Annotated in this window: 15 protein-coding genes; all 15 read right to left on the reverse strand. The window is 35.4% G+C overall.

The window, feature by feature from the left end; all coding sequences use genetic code 11:
* The 15 genes from hisH to GWC94_RS15615 all read right to left on the reverse strand — a co-directional run bounded on the left by hisH (position 1) and on the right by GWC94_RS15615 (position 18,333).
* Positions 1–615, reverse strand: a complete 615-nt coding sequence (gene hisH, locus GWC94_RS15545; RefSeq protein WP_161836118.1) for an imidazole glycerol phosphate synthase subunit HisH — start codon at positions 613–615, stop codon at positions 1–3.
* Complete coding sequence (locus tag GWC94_RS15550) at positions 612–1,748, reverse strand: N-acetyl sugar amidotransferase (RefSeq protein WP_161836120.1); 1,137 nt, start codon at positions 1,746–1,748, stop codon at positions 612–614. The genes hisH and GWC94_RS15550 overlap by 4 nt, the downstream gene beginning before the upstream one ends.
* A complete protein-coding gene (locus GWC94_RS15555) occupies positions 1,745–2,836 on the reverse strand; it encodes a glycosyltransferase family 4 protein (protein WP_161836122.1) in 1,092 nt (363 codons plus the stop codon). The genes GWC94_RS15550 and GWC94_RS15555 overlap by 4 nt, the downstream gene beginning before the upstream one ends.
* A gap of 12 nt (positions 2,837–2,848) precedes the next feature.
* Positions 2,849–3,670: a class I SAM-dependent methyltransferase gene (locus tag GWC94_RS15560; RefSeq protein WP_161836124.1), complete on the reverse strand. Its 822-nt coding sequence runs from the start codon at positions 3,668–3,670 to the stop codon at positions 2,849–2,851.
* Between the two features lie 4 nt (positions 3,671–3,674).
* Entirely contained in the window at positions 3,675–4,820 is a 1,146-nt protein-coding gene (locus GWC94_RS15565) for a glycosyltransferase family 4 protein (RefSeq protein ID WP_161836126.1), read from the reverse strand.
* On the reverse strand, positions 4,817–6,715 hold the full coding sequence (gene asnB, locus GWC94_RS15570; protein ID WP_161836128.1) for an asparagine synthase (glutamine-hydrolyzing): 1,899 nt from the start codon (positions 6,713–6,715) through the stop codon (positions 4,817–4,819). The genes GWC94_RS15565 and asnB overlap by 4 nt, the downstream gene beginning before the upstream one ends.
* Before the next feature lie 19 nt (positions 6,716–6,734).
* A complete protein-coding gene (locus GWC94_RS15575) occupies positions 6,735–8,159 on the reverse strand; it encodes a hypothetical protein (protein ID WP_161836130.1) in 1,425 nt (474 codons plus the stop codon).
* Entirely contained in the window at positions 8,159–9,181 is a 1,023-nt protein-coding gene (locus GWC94_RS15580) for a glycosyltransferase family protein (protein WP_161836132.1), read from the reverse strand. Before GWC94_RS15580 ends, GWC94_RS15575 begins: the two co-directional genes overlap by 1 nt.
* Positions 9,182–9,228: 47 nt before the next feature.
* Positions 9,229–10,602: a lipopolysaccharide biosynthesis protein gene (locus GWC94_RS15585; RefSeq protein ID WP_161836134.1), complete on the reverse strand. Its 1,374-nt coding sequence runs from the start codon at positions 10,600–10,602 to the stop codon at positions 9,229–9,231.
* 27 nt (positions 10,603–10,629) lie between these two features.
* Positions 10,630–11,514, reverse strand: coding sequence for a GDP-mannose 4,6-dehydratase (locus tag GWC94_RS15590; protein ID WP_161836136.1), 885 nt, complete (start codon positions 11,512–11,514; stop codon positions 10,630–10,632).
* 20 nt (positions 11,515–11,534) lie between these two features.
* The gene (locus GWC94_RS15595; RefSeq protein WP_161836138.1) at positions 11,535–12,764 is read right to left on the reverse strand and encodes a class I SAM-dependent methyltransferase; all 1,230 of its coding nucleotides are present in this window, start codon (positions 12,762–12,764) and stop codon (positions 11,535–11,537) included.
* Between the two features lie 30 nt (positions 12,765–12,794).
* On the reverse strand, positions 12,795–14,057 hold the full coding sequence (locus GWC94_RS15600; RefSeq protein ID WP_161836140.1) for a nucleotide sugar dehydrogenase: 1,263 nt from the start codon (positions 14,055–14,057) through the stop codon (positions 12,795–12,797).
* A gap of 6 nt (positions 14,058–14,063) precedes the next feature.
* Complete coding sequence (locus tag GWC94_RS15605; protein WP_161836142.1) at positions 14,064–15,131, reverse strand: GumC domain-containing protein; 1,068 nt, start codon at positions 15,129–15,131, stop codon at positions 14,064–14,066.
* A gap of 37 nt (positions 15,132–15,168) precedes the next feature.
* Positions 15,169–17,634, reverse strand: coding sequence for an SLBB domain-containing protein (locus tag GWC94_RS15610; RefSeq protein WP_161836144.1), 2,466 nt, complete (start codon positions 17,632–17,634; stop codon positions 15,169–15,171).
* Positions 17,635–17,766: 132 nt separating this feature from the next.
* Entirely contained in the window at positions 17,767–18,333 is a 567-nt protein-coding gene (locus tag GWC94_RS15615; protein WP_161836146.1) for an ArsR family transcriptional regulator, read from the reverse strand.
* Between the last annotated feature and the right edge of the window lie 669 nt (positions 18,334–19,002).

Genomic DNA, 19,002 nt, shown 5'->3' on the forward strand with positions numbered 1-19,002 from the left:
CTAAATAGATACAAAATTTTCCAGTAATGATATCCCATTATGATGGCTCTTCTCTGGGTGAAACTGCACACCGTATATATTATCACGATTAACTGCTGAAGAAAAATCATTGCCGTAATGTGTGGTCGCCAAAATATCTTGTTCGTGAGTACATTTAAAATAATAACTATGAATAAAGTAAAAGCCCTGCGCTTGATCAATGCCATTAAAAAGATTAGAAGTCTTTGCCGCACAAATGGAATTCCATCCCAGATGAGGTATCTTAGGTTTATGTGCAATAGTCTCTTTATCAAATTTTTGAACTCTTCCCTTGATCCAACCTAATCCATCAAGCACGCCTTCTTCACTTCCTTCTGCCAAAATTTGCATACCTACACAAATCCCCAAAACAGGTATATTTTCCTGAATTACCCTCCTCTCAAGTACCTCTCTAAAGCCCGATTTATTTAACATATCCATAGTCTGATCGAATGCACCAACACCCGGAAGTATAATTCTTTCGGCTGCCAACAGCTCAGAGGGTCTAGCAACTATAGAATAAGGCACCTTTAAACGATCGTATATATTTCCGATTGCCCTTACATTACCGGACCCATAATTGATTATGCAGGTCATCGTTTAATAGATTTTTCAGCCCCGATAAACTTTAAAACCTTTGCTCCAAAATTGAATACCTTCTCCTGATTCTTATAATCCCAGTAAAATTTTTTGGGTATAGTAAAATAGTTTCTTAACTCTTCACTACTAATTCCAATCTTTGTAGCTATATATTTAAACTCATCCTCTATTGTTTCCGGGTTATAAGCCGGTTTACTTAACAATTCCAGGGCTTCGTCTCTGGTCATCTGTCCAGTTAAAATCAAACTTGAATATTGAACACGCCGTGTATCAAAACCGAATCGCTCAGGCAGCCAATATCCTTCATAAAATTTTGTAAATCGTGATTCAAAATGCTTCTGAGGATAAGGCTTCCATCCGTATTCTGTTTCTAATAACTTCAAAGCCTCTGCCTTTATATAAGGCATATAATTTAAAGATCGAATTACTTTTAAGCCTCTAAAATATCGGAGATAAAATTTGTGACGAAAAATAGAGCTGAACGGATAGGTTTTCATATCAACAGTTCCAAACCGTCTAATTATATCTTTAATCTGAACCATATCAGTACCATAATAGAGATACTCCATTGGATTACGCACACACTCAGTAGATATGTTACCACCATTGAGTATATACTTGATATTATACTTGTATGCAAAATTATACAAAGTGGCCACAAAGGCATGATCTTGTGGTATATCAATATGAGGAACTCCCGATTTGAAGAAAGCTAACTGAAAATCACGCATTTCTTCCCAATTAATCACTTCAGTATATAAATCTAACCCAAGTTTATCTACCAACATCTGAATATTATGTACAGCCAACTCAGAATTCCATCCGCCATCTACATGAAAAACTAACGGACGTAGACCAAACTCCTTAACGGCGATATGTAACATATAAGAGCTATCCACACCGCCGCTTAAGCCAAGAATACAATCAAAATCCCTCCCCTCACCTTCATTTTTGATTTTCTTTATGATGCTTGTTAATTTAGCTCTACCAGATTCATCCGTATGCCAATTAGGTTTTATATTATAAATAAAATCGTTACAGTGATCACAAACACCCTTTTCATCAAAAACGATTCGCGTGTCAGAGGTATCCATTACGCAGTTTGTACAAATTTGATATGTTCTCATCATCCATTTATTTTAATTAATACATTTAGCAACGTTCTAATGTGAGACTCAGTTGAAAAAGATTTTTTTGCCGTAGAATAATTAGTCAATGCCATAATTTTAATCTTATCGACATCTTCAATACAACATTTTAATAACCTAGCTATTTCTTTTGGGGTATCATTTGCCAATGCATATCCGTTAATATCAGGTTTAAAAATATCTGGAATCCCTCCTAACATTGTTACTAAGACTGCGCAACCTGAAGCATATGCCTCAAGAATTGAAATAGGCTGTCCTTCATTATATGAAGTAGGTAATACAAAAACATGAGCATTTGCCAATAATTTCGCTTTCCCCTCACCTGAAACCACACCATGGTATTTAATATTACCTATTCCTTCAATTTTATTTCTAAAAATATTCTCATCCGTTGCAGAATTAAAGTGACCAGCAAAATCAATCTGTATTCTTTCTTTTAAGCGCTCATTTAAGATCAGAAATGCATTTAAAAGATGCATATATCCCTTTTTATCAATCATATTACTCAGAAATAAAAATTTAATTTTTTTTGGGAAATTAAATTTTCTGAAAACTTGTTCTTCTTGAATTAAAAATTCTGGGAGATAAAAATTAGGTATTATATGAATCTTACTATTATCTAAGTATCTTTCAAAATATTTAGTATGGCTAGGACCAAGAACAATAACTCCATTTAATCTCCTGAGAAAAAAAGCATTTATTTTTTCAAGGAAAAAATTATTACATAGTATTTGCTTACCAAAAGTTCCTCCGTGCAAATGGATGTAGAATTTATTTAATTTATTTCTACATAAAAAGTATATTACTAGATCCTTTATATTGCCAAATATGGACTCTGAAATATGCAAATAAATAACATCTGCTATTTTATTATACTTATTAATTTTTTTAAAAAAACTAATTACTTCTAAGACCCTTCGAAAACTAGTCAACCCGTCTTGATGAGTAGATTTAGTCATATTAACAACATCTACATCTGTACTGTTTTTAATATGCTCTAGAAGCAAGTTTGCTGCAATAGATTGTCCGTTTATAGGTGGTGGCAGTGGCGCAATAAATAATACTCGCATATTATGCATCAATTATTCTGTTTTCTTGACTACATAAAACACACTAGCCGGAGCTATTTTTTGGAATTTATTTCTCGCGTGATAATGTATATTAAATGTAAATATTCTTGAAATTACTTTATCGATTTTTTGATAAAATATCGAATCCCGTTTAACAGGTAAAATTTTAGATATTATCTGATAAGCAAAATTGGAATCGCAAAATGTTTTCTTAATAATTTCTATTTTTTTTTCATTAAAGAATGAATCAAAATACTGATATGGTATACCTCTTTCATTTTTGGTTAACCCATTACGGGCATATCTCCAATCACCCATTGTTCTAATAGGTTCTCGAATGATCATAGTACCTCCTGGCTTTAAAACACGAGTCAATTCATTTAATACAAAACGAACGTTTGGTATATGATGCAGAGCGCTAAAACACGTAATCAAATCAAAGCTATTATCGGCAAATGATAATTTCCCGCTTATTTCGGGTTTTACATACTTAGGTTGTAAGTGTCCTAAAATCTCACTAATCAGATAATCTGACGGCTCGACAATTGTCAAGTTATCGATTTGACTAATAATTGGAAAGAATTCATGTCCGAAAGCTGATCCAAATCCTAAAGCATTAGTAAATTTCTCATTTTTATCAATATAATTAAAACCAAAAACAATGTTCATAGAATTGTAAACATACCTATAGTCATCTTTTGAAATTTCTTTCTTCTTTTTAACTAAGTCAGCATATCCCTCTTCTTCCGAGAGATACCAACATTTAATTTGATCAATTGTAAAGTCATCTCCATATAATTTTTTTCCCGAAAAAAAATCTTCAATATTATTCATAAGTTTAGAATTTATTTGAACAAACAGTTTTTACTGCATTCTTTATTTGATCAACCATATTTTGGGAATTGAACTGAGTTAAAATTAAATTATGACAAGAATCACTAATATGATCTAGTTCTACCTTCGAAAGTTTTGCAAAATACTGTATCCCACTTTTAAAGTCGTCAATTGCGCCGTTTTCCAATATAATTCCAGTTTCCCCTTGTTTAATAAGGTCATATTCGGTTCCATCAGCTTGATAAACAACTACAGGAACCCCAAAAGCTAGAGCTTCAGAAATTACAATGCCGCCCCTGCCAGGTATAATTAAGACATCCGTTGCATTCAAGTATGTATATAGTTCGGAATTTACTTTCCCAACCAAATACACATTATCTAATTTCAACTTCTTTATTCTAGTTTCTAAATATTCAAACATAGGCCCGTCACCAGCTATCACATAATTATATGTACCGAAATCATCACCTTCCTGAGCTAATTTCAACAACAACTCAGGTCTCTTATTTTCATCTAAGGTACCGAGGTACAAAACTGTAAATCGATTATTTATTCCAATTTGATTTCTAGATTCCTCTTTCGAAAAATTGAAATCTCTATAAGCTTTTGTCATTTTCTCCGTATTCCCAACATTTGTAGCAATAAACATTTTCTTATCAGAGACACCTCCAATTTTCTGTAACCTCCTTTTACTATAAGAGGAATATAATAGAAACCCACTAAAAAAATTTCTAAAAAAAGATTTAAGAAAGGCTGTCATCCGTTTTTTGGATAAATCTTCGCCAGGCAATGCTATAAAACACCAATGAATAAGTTTTACATTTCTATTATAAAATATTCTATAAATAATTGCTTGTAAATATCCAAAAAAATTACTTTCTCCTTCACATATAATTACTTCTGGATTATACTCTTTAAGTTCTTTTATAAGATCTGCATGAATTGGAAAATAATGGCCTCGCAATTTCACAAACTTAGTTTTTAACTTAAAATAATTAATACCACAGATATCATCGGCATTCTTAACCTTACTTTCAGGTATATTCTCACCGATGAAAAGTTTAAACTCAATTTCCTTATCATTAGATAATTTTTTAAATAATGGAACTCGATAAGAGGTACATACACGTTGTAATATTGCTACTCTCATTTTTCACTTTTGTTCTTGTCAATAAATAATCTAAACCAGAGTTCTGTACTCAACAAACGGAACAAAAGTGTAGAATAATCATATTTTTTTGAAATATGCTCTTCTACAATTAGATTGAGCTGTGCTTTATCAAAGAGACCCCGATTGATTGTTTTATTGGATAATAGTATTTGCACGGCCTCGCTATTTCGGTTCATAAAAAAAATTGATAGCGGGGTATTGAATCCAAATTTTAGAGGATTATGCAAAATGAAGTCAGGCACAACTCCTTCAAGTGCCTGACGATGTATTATTTTGCCAACGCCATTGTGCATTTTATATTCAAAAGGAAGTTTAAAAACAAATTCAACTAACCTATAGTCCAGAAAAGGCAATCTACTTTCAATTGATTTAGACATAGATATAGCATCCCCATAATGCAACAAATTAACTAACCCACCAATATGTGATTTATATAACACTTCATTAAACTTCTCATCGAAGGAGATTTTTTCCTTAGGGTAGTCATTAATTCTTTTATAATTTTTCATTGGTCCAATAAATATTTTATCAATACCAAGAGTGCGATGATAAATTTTTTCTAGGATTTTAGAGTTAAATAGTCTCACAAATTGAATAATCGCGAACTTTATCGAATAAAGTTTACTAAACGCTACTATCTCATTAATAGCTTGTCGATATTTCCATTTTCTGATTAACTCAAAAATTAATGCAGGGAACGTATTAACAATATAACCACTCAATAACTCATCTGCCCCTTGCCCCTCTAATACAACTTTAACGTCATTTGAAGCTTCATCTAAAACTTTTGTAAGTGGTAGAACAGCCGGGGAAGAATGACCAGATTCTAAATGGTAAAGAACAAACGAAAGTTCTTTGATTAAATTAATATTACTACAATCAATAAAATTCGCTTCAAGATTTAATTCTTTCGCCAATTGCCTAACCAAGCTACCTTCATCAATTTCAATATCTGAACTATACACTTTTTTTTCTCTCTTATCATAATCTTTCTTATCAAAGACAGCAGTATACGTTTTATGATTGTCAGAGTTCCACTCACGTAATACAGACACAATAGATCCTGAATCTATTCCTGAAGACAATGTTGTCCCAACCGGCACATCACTTCTCATCCGAATCTCCAATGCTGACTTAAAAATTTGAAGATATTCATCTCTTGCTTCAGAGATAGACAAAGCGGGATCTACCTTTATTGGGTAATTCCAATATCTTGTTATTGTAACATTACCATCTTCAATCACCAAATTATGCGCAGGCTTTAATCGAAGAATATCTTTGAACCAAGTTTCATGGTGCTGAGCTCCCAAACTATTTCTACAATAATTATTAATTACGTTATAATTTGGAACCTTTAGTTCCGGAAAATAATTAATAATCGCCTTAATCTCAGATGAAAACGAAAACCCCCGATCGAATATAGTATAGCAAAATGGCTTTATTCCAAATCGATCTCTTGAGCAAAAGATGCGATTTTTCTTAACATCATATATACAAAATGCCCAATCACCGTTAAATTTCTCAACACACTTATCACCCCAAATTATATATGCATTTAACAAAACCTCTGTATCGCTGGTCGTTCTAAATTCAACTTTCCGGCTTTCTAGCTCCCTTCTCAGCTCAATATAATTATATATTTCTCCATTAAATACCACTACAAAATTACCACAGTCAGAGATAAAGGGTTGGTTACTTGCGGCAGCCAAGTCAATAATAGATAATCGAGCATGCGCTAACTCGATTACTCCATCTATACCCCATTGGCCATATGCATCAGGCCCCCTATGCTTCATCAAAAGTGCCGACTCCCTGACCTTCTGCTTATCAATTACCAGGTTAGCAGTTCCAAATACGCCGAAAATTCCGCACATAATTCAACAATTAATTATTCTATTTTATTATATGTGATGCTGCTATTTCACTCGGTTTTGTAAGCGACATGGCCAAATGATTAAAAATCAAACTCAATAATATCATCTCCTTAGAATTTGAGAACACAGACAGCAGAATTATAAAAAAAGAAAAAGAAAAAATGTCTCTTCTTTTGAATAACAGAATAAGTGCTCTTAAATAAATAATTGTACCTAGAAGACCGGCTTTGACAATGACTTCGAACAAAGGCAGATGAAAACGTGTAAACTGGTCACGAGCTAAATCCACTTCGCTATACCCCGCGCCTGGGCCTACATACGTGGCCAAATAACCATTGGTATCATTAAGCCCTCCTCCAAAACCCTTACCAATAATAAACTGAAAAAAGTTTTTATCCATCCAATGAATAATAGTAACTGCCTCCGCCACTATATTACCCATGCTAGTATTCGAAAATGCTATGAGATCAATGTCTACAATTTCAAAGACACTAAAAATCTGATTGAATTTATAAGAAACTACAAGGTCCGGATCAATATTCTGAGATATCCAACTGGTTAGAGGCTGAACCAAAATAACCAAAAAGAGAAGAACAAAAAGAAAATACTTAAAAGCCCTATACGAAGAAGTAACTATCCAAAGCAGCAAAAAAATAATCAACATAATTGACTTACTGCCAATAAAGACTTTCCCCTGAATTAATAAAAACAAAATGGAAGCCAAAAAAAAATAAAGATGCTTTTTCGTAAATAGGTCCTTAAAAAAATAAATCGGGAATATGATTGAAAACGAAAAAGAATTCATTAAAACAAAGGTATGCCCCTCGCCGTAATCAAATAGCTGACCTGAAAAATACGAGATCAACATGGCAATAATCGATAGCGCTATTCCATATTTCAAAATTATTTTTGAATCTTCGGCACTTAAGAAACTAATCAGAAACAAGTACAAAAAAAAAGGCAAATAGACCAGGAAATCTTTTATGAAATTGTCATAATAGTTTTTTGAAGCCAATGTAAATACCCCTCCTAGCAAAAACGAGTATACAATGAAAAATATATAGAATTGGCTTGCTAAATTTTGTTTGTTCAATCGTACTCTAAATCGATTGGAAATCAACAAATAGAATGAAATACCAATACAAAATAAAATATTTGCAGAGAACCCAAATACCCGCAATCCCCAAAAATTGTATGGAAGTGACTCCTGAGTTACGTAACTCCAAGCGCCCATAGACAGGAGGGTAAATGAAATCAAATACATAACCCCAACCCTCCTATTAATAATGATGGAGGCTAATATAAAAGTATATTCAATAACTGAAATTACTGCCTGTGCAACGGGCAATTTATCATAAAGAATAACCTCAAAAAAAACAAATAAAAATAGTACATCAAATCTATATCGTATAAAACCCTTCTGAGGAGACATTACACGCAGCATTAGTTAACGTTTGTCACTATAGTTTCCAAGGTAGGGTTCAATAATGCAGTGTTATTATATGGATTACCTACAATCAAATCTTTTCTTGCAATTGAGATCTGAATTAACTCAGTTAATTTCTCAATAGAATTATAATAGGGATCATAATTAAAATAAGAGTTGAAAACACGAAACGCCTCAATGTCAGATAAAAAACATGGCTTATTATTAGAAAAACATTCAAAAAGAGAAGCACTAACTTTATACTTAAAAGAATCAGGATATTGTAACACTAAGAAATCAGATTTCATGAAAATTGCCTGATACGTCTCATCATTCAAAAAACTTTTCACCTGACAAATATTCGGATGAGTTATGTCAATAGAATCATCTTTAATTACAAATAGAACTCTATTCTCCAATAAAAAATCGAGAAATGACTTACTTGAAAGCAATTCCCACAAAAAATGATCTCGGTACTTGGAAACAGTAGGAATAAAAATTGTAAGCCGAAAATCTAACGTACTTAGACGAGGGTCAACTTTCTCCAAAAGGTTTTTATGACGCTCCAAATCATTATAGTAGGGTAAGCTGAGACCAAGTGGCTCCACGATCACCTTATTCATGCCAAAGTCTGCGAACCGTCTACGAATCATCTCATGAAAAACCAAAATTGTGCCCATTCTTTCAATACGTCTCAAGAAAAAACACTTAAGTGTATTCTCCAGACCAGACACATTTGAATGGTTCATAAAGAAAAGATTGCCCTTGATGCCAGATAAGGAAAATACAATTTCATCAAAAAAAGAAAAAAAAACTACATCATATTTCCTGAATGAAATCCTCTTCCTAATAAAACGGAGTATTAGCCACTGGCGCAATCGATCCTTGATACTACCAGCATTGTTAACATAATAAGATTCAGGAATCTTTAATGCAATATCCTCGTTAGAAATCTGAAGCTCATCCAAATAACCAGCACGAGCAATTACTGAAACCGTAAACCCCTTATTTTTAAAACCATTAATAAATACCTTATTCAAATTGGTATGTCCGAATTGTGAAAATGTGTCTATATATAAAATAGTCCTCATCTGCTAATTGTAAAAAAAATATTCGAAACTAATTTCAACATATCCTTAATTGCTGCCCACACTCCAATTAAAAATAAAGACAATGAATCATCAGTAATACTCAATGCTCTTTTTACGACATAATACACTAGCAATATATCAACAAATAAAATTGAGAGAGGAATATACCGTACCTGTTTAATGATTGCCAATACTAAAAGACTGGCAATAAATATCAACATAGCAGCAAAAAGATAAAAAAGCGAAAATTTTTTATGGTTGTTCGTAGCCTGGAGTAATACGGTACTTGAACTCCAAATTGTATTTGCTATTAACGAAACTAATAGTAGTGTAAATAAAATAGGATCAAATTTGACTGCCCCTCTTGTCCAAGTGGTGTAAAGAAGATTTCCCAAAAAGAATAATACTATCGTAGTTATAATGGCTAATACAACAGAATACGCCATCGTACGATAATGAATCTTCCTCAGTCTCAAAATATCCATTTTACCATAAGTTATCGAAATTTCGGGCCAAACAGACTTATGAAGAATGTCTATAGAAGATTTACAAAAGTTTACCAATGTTCGAGTTGTATTGAAAATAACCACAGATGTGCTCCCCAGAAAAAAATTAATTAGAAGAGTCACTCCTTGAAAACTAAGAGAATTGGCGATCGGAAATGAAAAAAAAGACAATGCCGGCAAGAATGTTTCTTTTAATTCAGCCCTACGTAAATAACGAATGCCCAACGAAAGTTTATAAAACCTTGACGAATCAATAAACTTTCCAATAAATCCCACTAGTTTAACCAACACTCCAAATAAAAGCACATAAACAATAGAAAATTTTAAAACAACCGACAGAAGGAGAGCAGCATACTCTGAAAAACGAATAAAATTATCAATCATTATGCCCCTGGCATAATTACCAGTTGCGGTATAAAAAGTATTGAGCAGATTATTAAACGTACCGATCATTACCTGAAAAAACAAAAGGAATAGACAAGTATCAACTTCAGAAGATTGTATTAAGGAGAAATGAAACAAATGTACAAAAACGCCTGCTCTACCCAGCCCAACGACAAACAGAAATATGGCTATAAAGGCTATCAGAATAAAAAAAATATTATTGTTAATCAAAATTGTACACTTTTCAAATTGACCTCTCACATAGTTAAATGTAAAGCTATTGCCGGTAGCGGTATTTAACCCTATGTCTGTCATTTGAAAATAGGCCGTCAATGTGTTCAAAGTAATCCATTCACCATATAATTCTACTCCCCAGTATTTCAAAAAAACGGGGACAGAGAGAAGTTGAAACAACGTCATCAACCCCATTGTTATTGAATTTGCTGCGACGTTTTTAAGAAGACTTTTATTTTTAAACAAAAAAGTAAAATTAAAAAAAATAAAAAACTATACAGCGATGGAACTATGAATCATTAAATAAGCTAACTTATCAATATCAGTCACATAATTCCATCCTAAGCTATTAATTAAAGTAGGATCACTAACCAACCTTCTATAGTCAGGCTGAAAATTTGGATTACGTGTTACATGATCATGCCAGTCCAAACCAAATTCACCGAAACAGATCTCAATCCACCTCTGAATTGAATAATCCACACCAGTACCAATTACAGCTTCGTAAACCTCAGTCTGATTAATTAATATCCAGACGCCCTCAACAATATCACCTGCAAATGCAAATTCTTTTCTTACGGACAAATCACCAATCTCAAATTTTTCTTTTGATCCTTTTGCTATTCTCTTAACGGCTGAAACAATTTTTTGATTGATATGCCGCTCTGATCGAAATGGGCTATCATGATTAAAAAAATATCCGACATACACGTGCATCGAAAACTTGTTTCGATAATACCTAGCGAGGTATATTGATTGTATTCTAGCTACAGAATAAGGGCTCGATGCATCAAAAGGCGTTGATTCATTAATAGGCACCCCGGTATTACTAAACTGCATGGCACTTCCAGATAGAAATACCTTACAGTTTATGCAATACAACCGAACAGATTCAAGTATGTTCAACGTACCCGTCGAAATCGTCAGGTGGTTTTCAAAAAGGGCATCGTGTTTAGTGGTAGAATTAGCCGCAAAAGAAAAAATATAATCAGGCTGAATTGCTTGTATTAAACCGGATACAAAGGAATAGTCTGAGACATTTCCAATATAACTCCTGCTGGAACGCGAAGACTCAAAAACCTCAATTCCAGATCTTCTAAGTAATAAGCCAAGATAATACCCATCCTGGCCGTTAGAGCCAAAAATGATTGCTTTCAAAATGATTAATAAATAAAATCTTAAATTATTTCTATTTCAGGCAGAGGAAAAATAAATTTTCCGCCATTTTCCAAATATTCTTTCTCTCTTGAAAGAATATTGTCTTTAAAGTGCCATGGCAGCACCAAAAAATAATCAGGCTTCATCGCCTTTGCTTCTTCTTCTGAAATAATCGGAATCAGTGTACCCGGTGTGTATGCACCAAATTTCTCCTCATTTACTTCTGCAATAAAAGGAATTTCCTTTGATGTAAATCCGCAGAATTGAAGTAGTACATTGCCTTTTGTACTAGCACCATACCCAAAAATCTTCTTTCCATCTGCTACCAATGCCTCTATTAATTCTTTCAAATTCTTTCTATGCCGAAATACTCTCTCTTCAAATTCCCGGTATGGTTTTTCAGTGTCAAGCCCCATATCGCTTTCCTGGCGCAACAACCAATTAATTATAGGCAAGTTCGACTTATATGAGGCCTTTTCCTTGCACGCCGTAACTGCAAAGCTACCGCCGTTAATCGCATTCATTTGTACGTCTATAACCCTCATGCCGCACTGTTCAAGCATATTTTTAACTACCCTAAATGAATAAAATTCCAAATGTTCATGACAAATTGTATCGTAACTATTTGTACGAAGCATACTAGGCATATAACTTTGCTCAAAATGCCATACACCCTCATCTGTAAGACATTCTTCAATGTCTGTAACAAAATCTAATGGACTTTCCAAGTCGTAAAACATTGCAATAGACGTTATAATCTTGGCTTTTTCGTTTGGAAAATGTGCGTGAAATTTGCTGGCACTAAAAAAGTCTGGGATCAGGTCAATTCCCTCTTTGTAAAACTGACGGAATTTGTTTCCTGTTGGATCAATTCCGACTTTACGGTGATTTCCCGAATACGCTTTTAAAGAAGTAGCATCGTTACTGCCTATGTCAATAACCAAATCTAAATCAGTTAAATTAACCAATTTTTCAAGAAATCTGATTTTATGCTGAAGGTGTTTGACCATTGAAGTGTTTAATCCCGATCGATACCCATAGTTATCTCCATACATTTCATCCAGACTATAGGATTGCTTCATTTGCAATAACCCGCTGTCAGGACACCATACCAGGTCTACAGGTCCCTTTGTTACAGATTCCTCCCTTTTTTTCGGAAAAACACCAGTTAAATATTGTTCTCCCAGCGACAATACAGTTACTAAATTCTCACTTTGGCTTATTCTACATTTTTTAATTTCGGTATACATATTATGGTTACATTGTAGGTTACAAAATAATTACAATCGTGCGTCAACAATATCCCTGTCTAAAAAAGACTTTATATCATATATAACAGTTCTGTCACCTTTCCTTAATGAGTTAAAATCAAATGATCTAAACTCATCATGCGAAACGGCAAGGACAATAGCATCGTATTTATCCAATTGATCAATCATTTCTATTCCATACTCATCCATTACCTGATGTTTATCAGCATGGGGATCATATACATCGACAGAAAGACCAAACTGCTGTAATTCACTATAAATATCAATTACTTTAGAATTTCTGATATCGGGACAATTCTCTTTAAACGTAACGCCCAAAACGAGAGCCTTCGAGCCTTTGATCACTGATCCGTTTTGGATAAGCAGCTTAACTATTTTGTTGGCTATAAACATTCCCATATTATTATTAACACGACGTCCACTCAAAATCACTTGTGGATGATATCCTAATGATTCTGCTTTATGAGCCAAATAGTATGGATCTACACCTATGCAATGTCCTCCAACCAGTCCCGGTTTAAATTTCAGAAAATTCCATTTTGTACCTGCCGCCTCGATTACATCTGTGGTGTCAATCCCCATCTTGTCGAATATTAAAGCCAACTCATTGACAAAGGAAATATTTAAATCCCGCTGCGCATTTTCAATAGCCTTAGATGCCTCAGCTACTTTAAGACTGGGGGCTTTATGTGTACCGGCATTAATAATGAGATTATATAATGAATCTACTATATCGGCAATTTCTGACGTGGAACCAGATGTAACTTTCTTGATTTTAGTGAGTGTATTAACTTTATCTCCCGGATTGATTCTTTCTGGAGAATATCCGCAAAAAAAATCCTTATTAAATCTTAGACCGCTCATTTTTTCCAAAACAGGAACGCAATCTTCTTCTGTGCATCCGGGATAAACGGTACTTTCATAAATAACAATATCCCCTTTTTTTAGAACTGTTCCAACCATCGAAGACGCCTTTAATAGCGGCTTGAGATCAGGCACATTAAATTGATCGATAGGAGTTGGCACTGTCACTATGAAAATATTAACCTCCTTAAGAATATCCATACTTGAGGAAAAAGTTAAAAAAGTCGCCGACTTCAATTCCCGCTCATTAGATTCCAAAGTCCTGTCAATACCCTGAGTTAGTTCACTAATTCGATCTTCGTTGATATCGAAGCCGATAACAGGAATTTTCTTACCGAATTCCACCGCTAAAGGTAATCCCACATAACCTAAACCAATAACACCGATTTTTGCCTTTTCTAAATTCATAACTAATTATTCAATTTCTTGTTTTATAATTTTTATTCCAGCCATACCTACTATTGCAATAAAAAAACCCAAAAAACCACCAACTAATAAAGCTTTCTTTTTCCCAAATTTTTCAATCTTCAGTGGCAAAATAGGTTTGTCAATGATTTGAATTAATGGCGTTTCCTTGCGCAAAGTAATGCGAGCCAGTTCTAAATTGGTAACCAGCTGTGTCAAAATGGCCGTATTTGCCTGAACATCAACCTGCTTTTTTGTAGAAGCTACCCGTTGGCTATTATAAGCCGAATTTAGATTAAATGTGACATCGTTTGCAACGGCAACTCCGCCAATTGCCCTGTTTAATTCACTTCGAATAGAATCAGCTTGTCTTTCCAAGATTTGAACATTCATTCTGGCTTTCTTGCTCTTGGTGTCAATGTAAAAATCCGAGACCTCTTTAGCCAAAGATTCCACAAAGTACTTTGAGCATAATTCATTTCCTGTTTTGGCTTCTATCGAAATAATACTGACTTTCTTATCCTTTTGGGTAACAACCAACCCCGACTTAATAGTCTCATAAATTACACCGAGGATACTGTCTTTTTGCAACGTAAATGTTGATCTTTCATCGGTGGGCAGATAGGCTATTTTTTCAACTAAAGGTTTCCCTTTCCAATTATCTCTCATTTTAGTATAGGAAATATAGTATTCCACCAATGACTGCTCTTTATTACCAACATAGATAGGACTTAGCAATGCCCTTTCAATGATGACCCTGGACTTAATTAACTCAGTAATATTCGCACCACTAAACGCACCGCCAGCACTTGTTCCCAAGTCAATTCCAAACTGACTTGCCAATCCCAAAGCTCCATTCAGACCACCACCAGCCTTATCATCCTCTAATGCAAAACTTAATGTCGCTATATATATGGGCTTTTGCAAAAAGGAATACCCAAGAAACAAAGCCGCTGACAACGCAGAAATTAATAAAATTTTAGCCCATCGTACTTTAAAAAAAACAAACCATTCCTTTATTTTTCTTATTACATCTTTAATAGAAATTTCTTCTTTGTTACTCACATGAGGATTCATAAGAATATTTGTATATGCTATAAAGTAACCTGAAAGTTTATAATCTCAGTATTGCAATAACAACCCCAGCCAGACTAGCCATTGCACTAGAAATACCAATAATCTCCCCAGTTGACATACTTCTTTTCTCGACTTTTTTGGGAACAATCAATTCGCTTCCCGGCATTATTTTTGGATAAAATTTGAGGAATAAAAAATGTTTGGTTGTTGCCGCTTTGCCGTTGGCATATACGACATATGCTTTTCGGCGCCAAGCATCTCCATTAAATCCGCCTGCCTCGCTAATATAATCTTTAAAGCTATTTTTTCTTTGATATGGAACCTGCGTAGCCAACAAAACAGCTCCGCTGATTTTAACCTGCCCGTCAAATTTGGGTATAAACAATTCATCTTTAGCACGAACCACCAGATCTTCCACGGAGCCCGGCGCTTCCAAAATTTGTAACAGATCAAGGGGAATCTGGTCATATTCACGGGTGATTTCCTCTGAGACGAGTTTTCTGGTTGCCAAGGAAGTGTCCTTCAGATTCTTCTCTGCCTTCTTAGCAACCTCCTGAGACCTTCTTCTTTCCTCATCTGTTTTAAATCGCTTTAAATAGACCCCCTCCGGATATGCATCCGGTGTATACCCCCCTGCCCTTTTCAAGATATCACTTACCCTTTCATTCCTGCTACTCAAGGCATAAGGCCCAGGATACTGCACTTGTCCCGCCACTGTAACAGTTTCAGGTATAGTATACCCTGCCTTCTTTCGTACCGTGACCACATCAAAAGCCTGCAGAACAAGATTAGCGGCTGAAGAACTTAGGCCGCCATTAAGTTCGGTATTGATAATAGTACTGGCGCGATTATCGGTAGCTGATATGGAGTCCCGTTTAATCAAGCGAGCGATTTCAATGTTTTTAAAAGCTGCATCCGTAAAACTTCCGGCCTGCAGGATTAAATCCTTCAGAGTCAGATTATCGACATATTCGTATTGACCAGGCAACCGCACTTCACCCTGAATCGTTACTTTAAAAGAATCTCGCAAATCCAATATGGAAGATATAAGCACTTCATCTTCTCGCTTTAACAATAAATTATGCTGTGGGTCATTGGCCAGGGCTTTCCGAATATCGAAGGATGCCATGGAACGGGTGAGGTTTTCCTCTAAGCGAATTATTTGGCCTCTCCCTGTAAAAGCGTCCTCTTTCAAACCATCAGCTTTACGGATCAGGTCGGCTACAGTTAGCCCGGTGCTCAATTGATATACATCAGGCCTGAAAACCGCGCCAGAAATACGTACCCGGTTTTCGAACCGATTCAATATTTTAGAAACAACAAACACATCACCCGTTTGTGGATGATATGTGGTATAACCACTAGCACCCAGATCGGCAATTTTTCGCTCTTTTTCGCTACGCTGGAAAATTTTAACCGAAGCACGGTAAGCCGTATCGGTAAATCCAGACGCGAATTGCAGAATCTCATCAAAACTGTCTCCCGGCAGCACTTCAAAATATCCGGGGCGCTTTACCTGTCCTTGTAATTCCACCCGGGTTTTATAGGCTGGGATACGGATCACATCATTGTCTTTCAGTCCGATATTGTCGGATTGATCACCATGCAGCAATAACCGATATAAATCGATTTTTCGCTCGAGTTTATTATTGCGCATCAGCTCAATTTCACGAAAACTACCCAGCGCGGTGGGACCTCCTGCAACATACAAGGCGTTAAACACAGTAGAAAGCGACGATAGCGTATAAGTAGCCGGTCTGTTGGCTCCAATGATCAGCACTTTGATGCTGCGGATTTTACTTAACGTAACTGAAAGCTTCGCGCCTCCTGATTTCAGATAGGCATAGACCGTATTGGCCATAGCCGATTTGATTTTCTGTGTAGCTGCTTCAATATTTAAACCTGCCACCTTTACTTGACCGACATTGGGGATGGTAACGAAACCCTCAGCGGACACTAATAGATCGCCGTTATATTCCTGCATCCCGTACACACTTACTAATATCTGATCATCTGGTCCCAATACATAATTCAATGGTGTGGCCAGCTTCATGTTGGGTTCAAAACTGGGTGATACGGTAGTATATAATTCAGATCCAAAGATCAGCTGATCTATCAGCGGCTTGGGTGGCTTTTCCTTATACTTACCTGTATCTAGTGAATCAGAGCTGTTGTCCTGTTTTTCAGCAGAATTTTTGTCTATTTTCAATTTGCCAAAGGCTTCCTTATTTGCATCCGCACTTGATTCCAATCGCTTTTTCAATTTGGCAATTTCAATGGGCGACATGCCCTTTGCCAATGCAGCCTGTTCGACCTGTTCAATCGTCGTACCTGCGCTGTTTAACTGCGCTTTCAGCTTGGCTATATCCGCATCGCTCATTTGGTCTACTCTCACCTGACTAAGGTCCTTTCCCTTCAGTAAATCCTGAGCTTTTAGCGTTTCACTACCGGTAAAAGCTAAGAAAAGAAAGAAAAGTATTTTAATGATTGCTTCTTTACACATTGATGAGGAAATTCTGGTTATAAATGTTCTGAGTTTTGTACTAATTAACACTCCTGAAGACTTATGTGTTGTTAGCTTAATTTTTTATTTATGGAAAACCTGCACGACCAGTTGATGGCTGCCTAATAATGCCTACTCACGAAAATCACCTGTAAAATCCATTAGGTTCACCACTGCCCCCAAGTCATGCAATTCCTGCAAATTCGTCTGACCAAATTCAGTTGGACCGAAAATCCCTACTCGTATTTTTTTTCCGATCAAGGTTTCGGCTTTGGCAATCAGGTTGTATAGATAGGATCTGTCTATATTTCCAACAAGTACCAGATCTACAAAACTCGAATTCCTACCTGCTGCTAGATCGCCGGTAAGATATACTTTATCTACGTTCCCCAATTTACGGATCACTTGCTCTAGTATCTGGTCTATACCTACATATTTCAGTATGATATTACGTAAAGATGCATATAACGGGTGACTGGTATTTACTACGTATTGTTTTTTCTTAATATCTGATTGATCTGCACGGGACTCGATCAGGTGCATTTCAGATAATTTATTCAACTCCAGCCGCACCGTATTGCTGCTAACACCCAGGTCTTTTTGGAGCCCTCGTAAATACACGCTATTCCCAGGGTTTAATAAAAGCTTGGTCAGCAGTTTGACACGGATTTTACCGGAAAAAAGATGATTGAGGGACATCAGTCGCTTAGTTACTGGATAACATGGCTTCGCCACAGTGACTCACAAAAGCGAGAGTCAACTGATATAATATTGAGTAGCTAAACTAGCTAATTTTATAACATACAATATTAATTTAATGAGATTTTATTGATTTTTCATCAAAAACCGAAATTGATAATCAGCTGGTTAAAATCTGATTATTCACAAACTAGTGAAGATTGGCAGCGCTGCCACAAATTTAGCGCATCGCAGATCATTAAAATGCTTAAATTAACGACTTCGCACATGTAACCGAGAGGATTTGGGAGCGACAGTATGGACATACAACGCAAAGTGTGGCATGAGGCTCTTTAAATCCAATCCTTCAAGCGACTTTCCTTATTGGGTTTGAAAAAGAATCTGAAGACAATTTTTGAAGACGTGAGTTCGGAAATGAAGCGCAAATAACCAATGCTCAATCGAAATGCAGTGTAAAGACTTAACTGATCACAGAGGGAGAGTGTAAAATAAACTGTGTCAGGAGTTAAGTAATTAACTTTAAAACACAGAAAATGGAAAACAACAATCCTGGAAGCCTCGATTATGAGGCAATGAAGCAAAAGCTCAAAGAGCAGTTCCGGACGGGTAAATCATTGTTCAGTAAAGGCGGCGCCTTTGCCCCCTTGCTGGAGGAGTTGCTCAATTCTA

Source organism: Sediminibacterium soli (genome assembly GCF_009939225.1).
Taxonomy (GTDB): Bacteria; Bacteroidota; Bacteroidia; order Chitinophagales; family Chitinophagaceae; genus Sediminibacterium; species Sediminibacterium soli.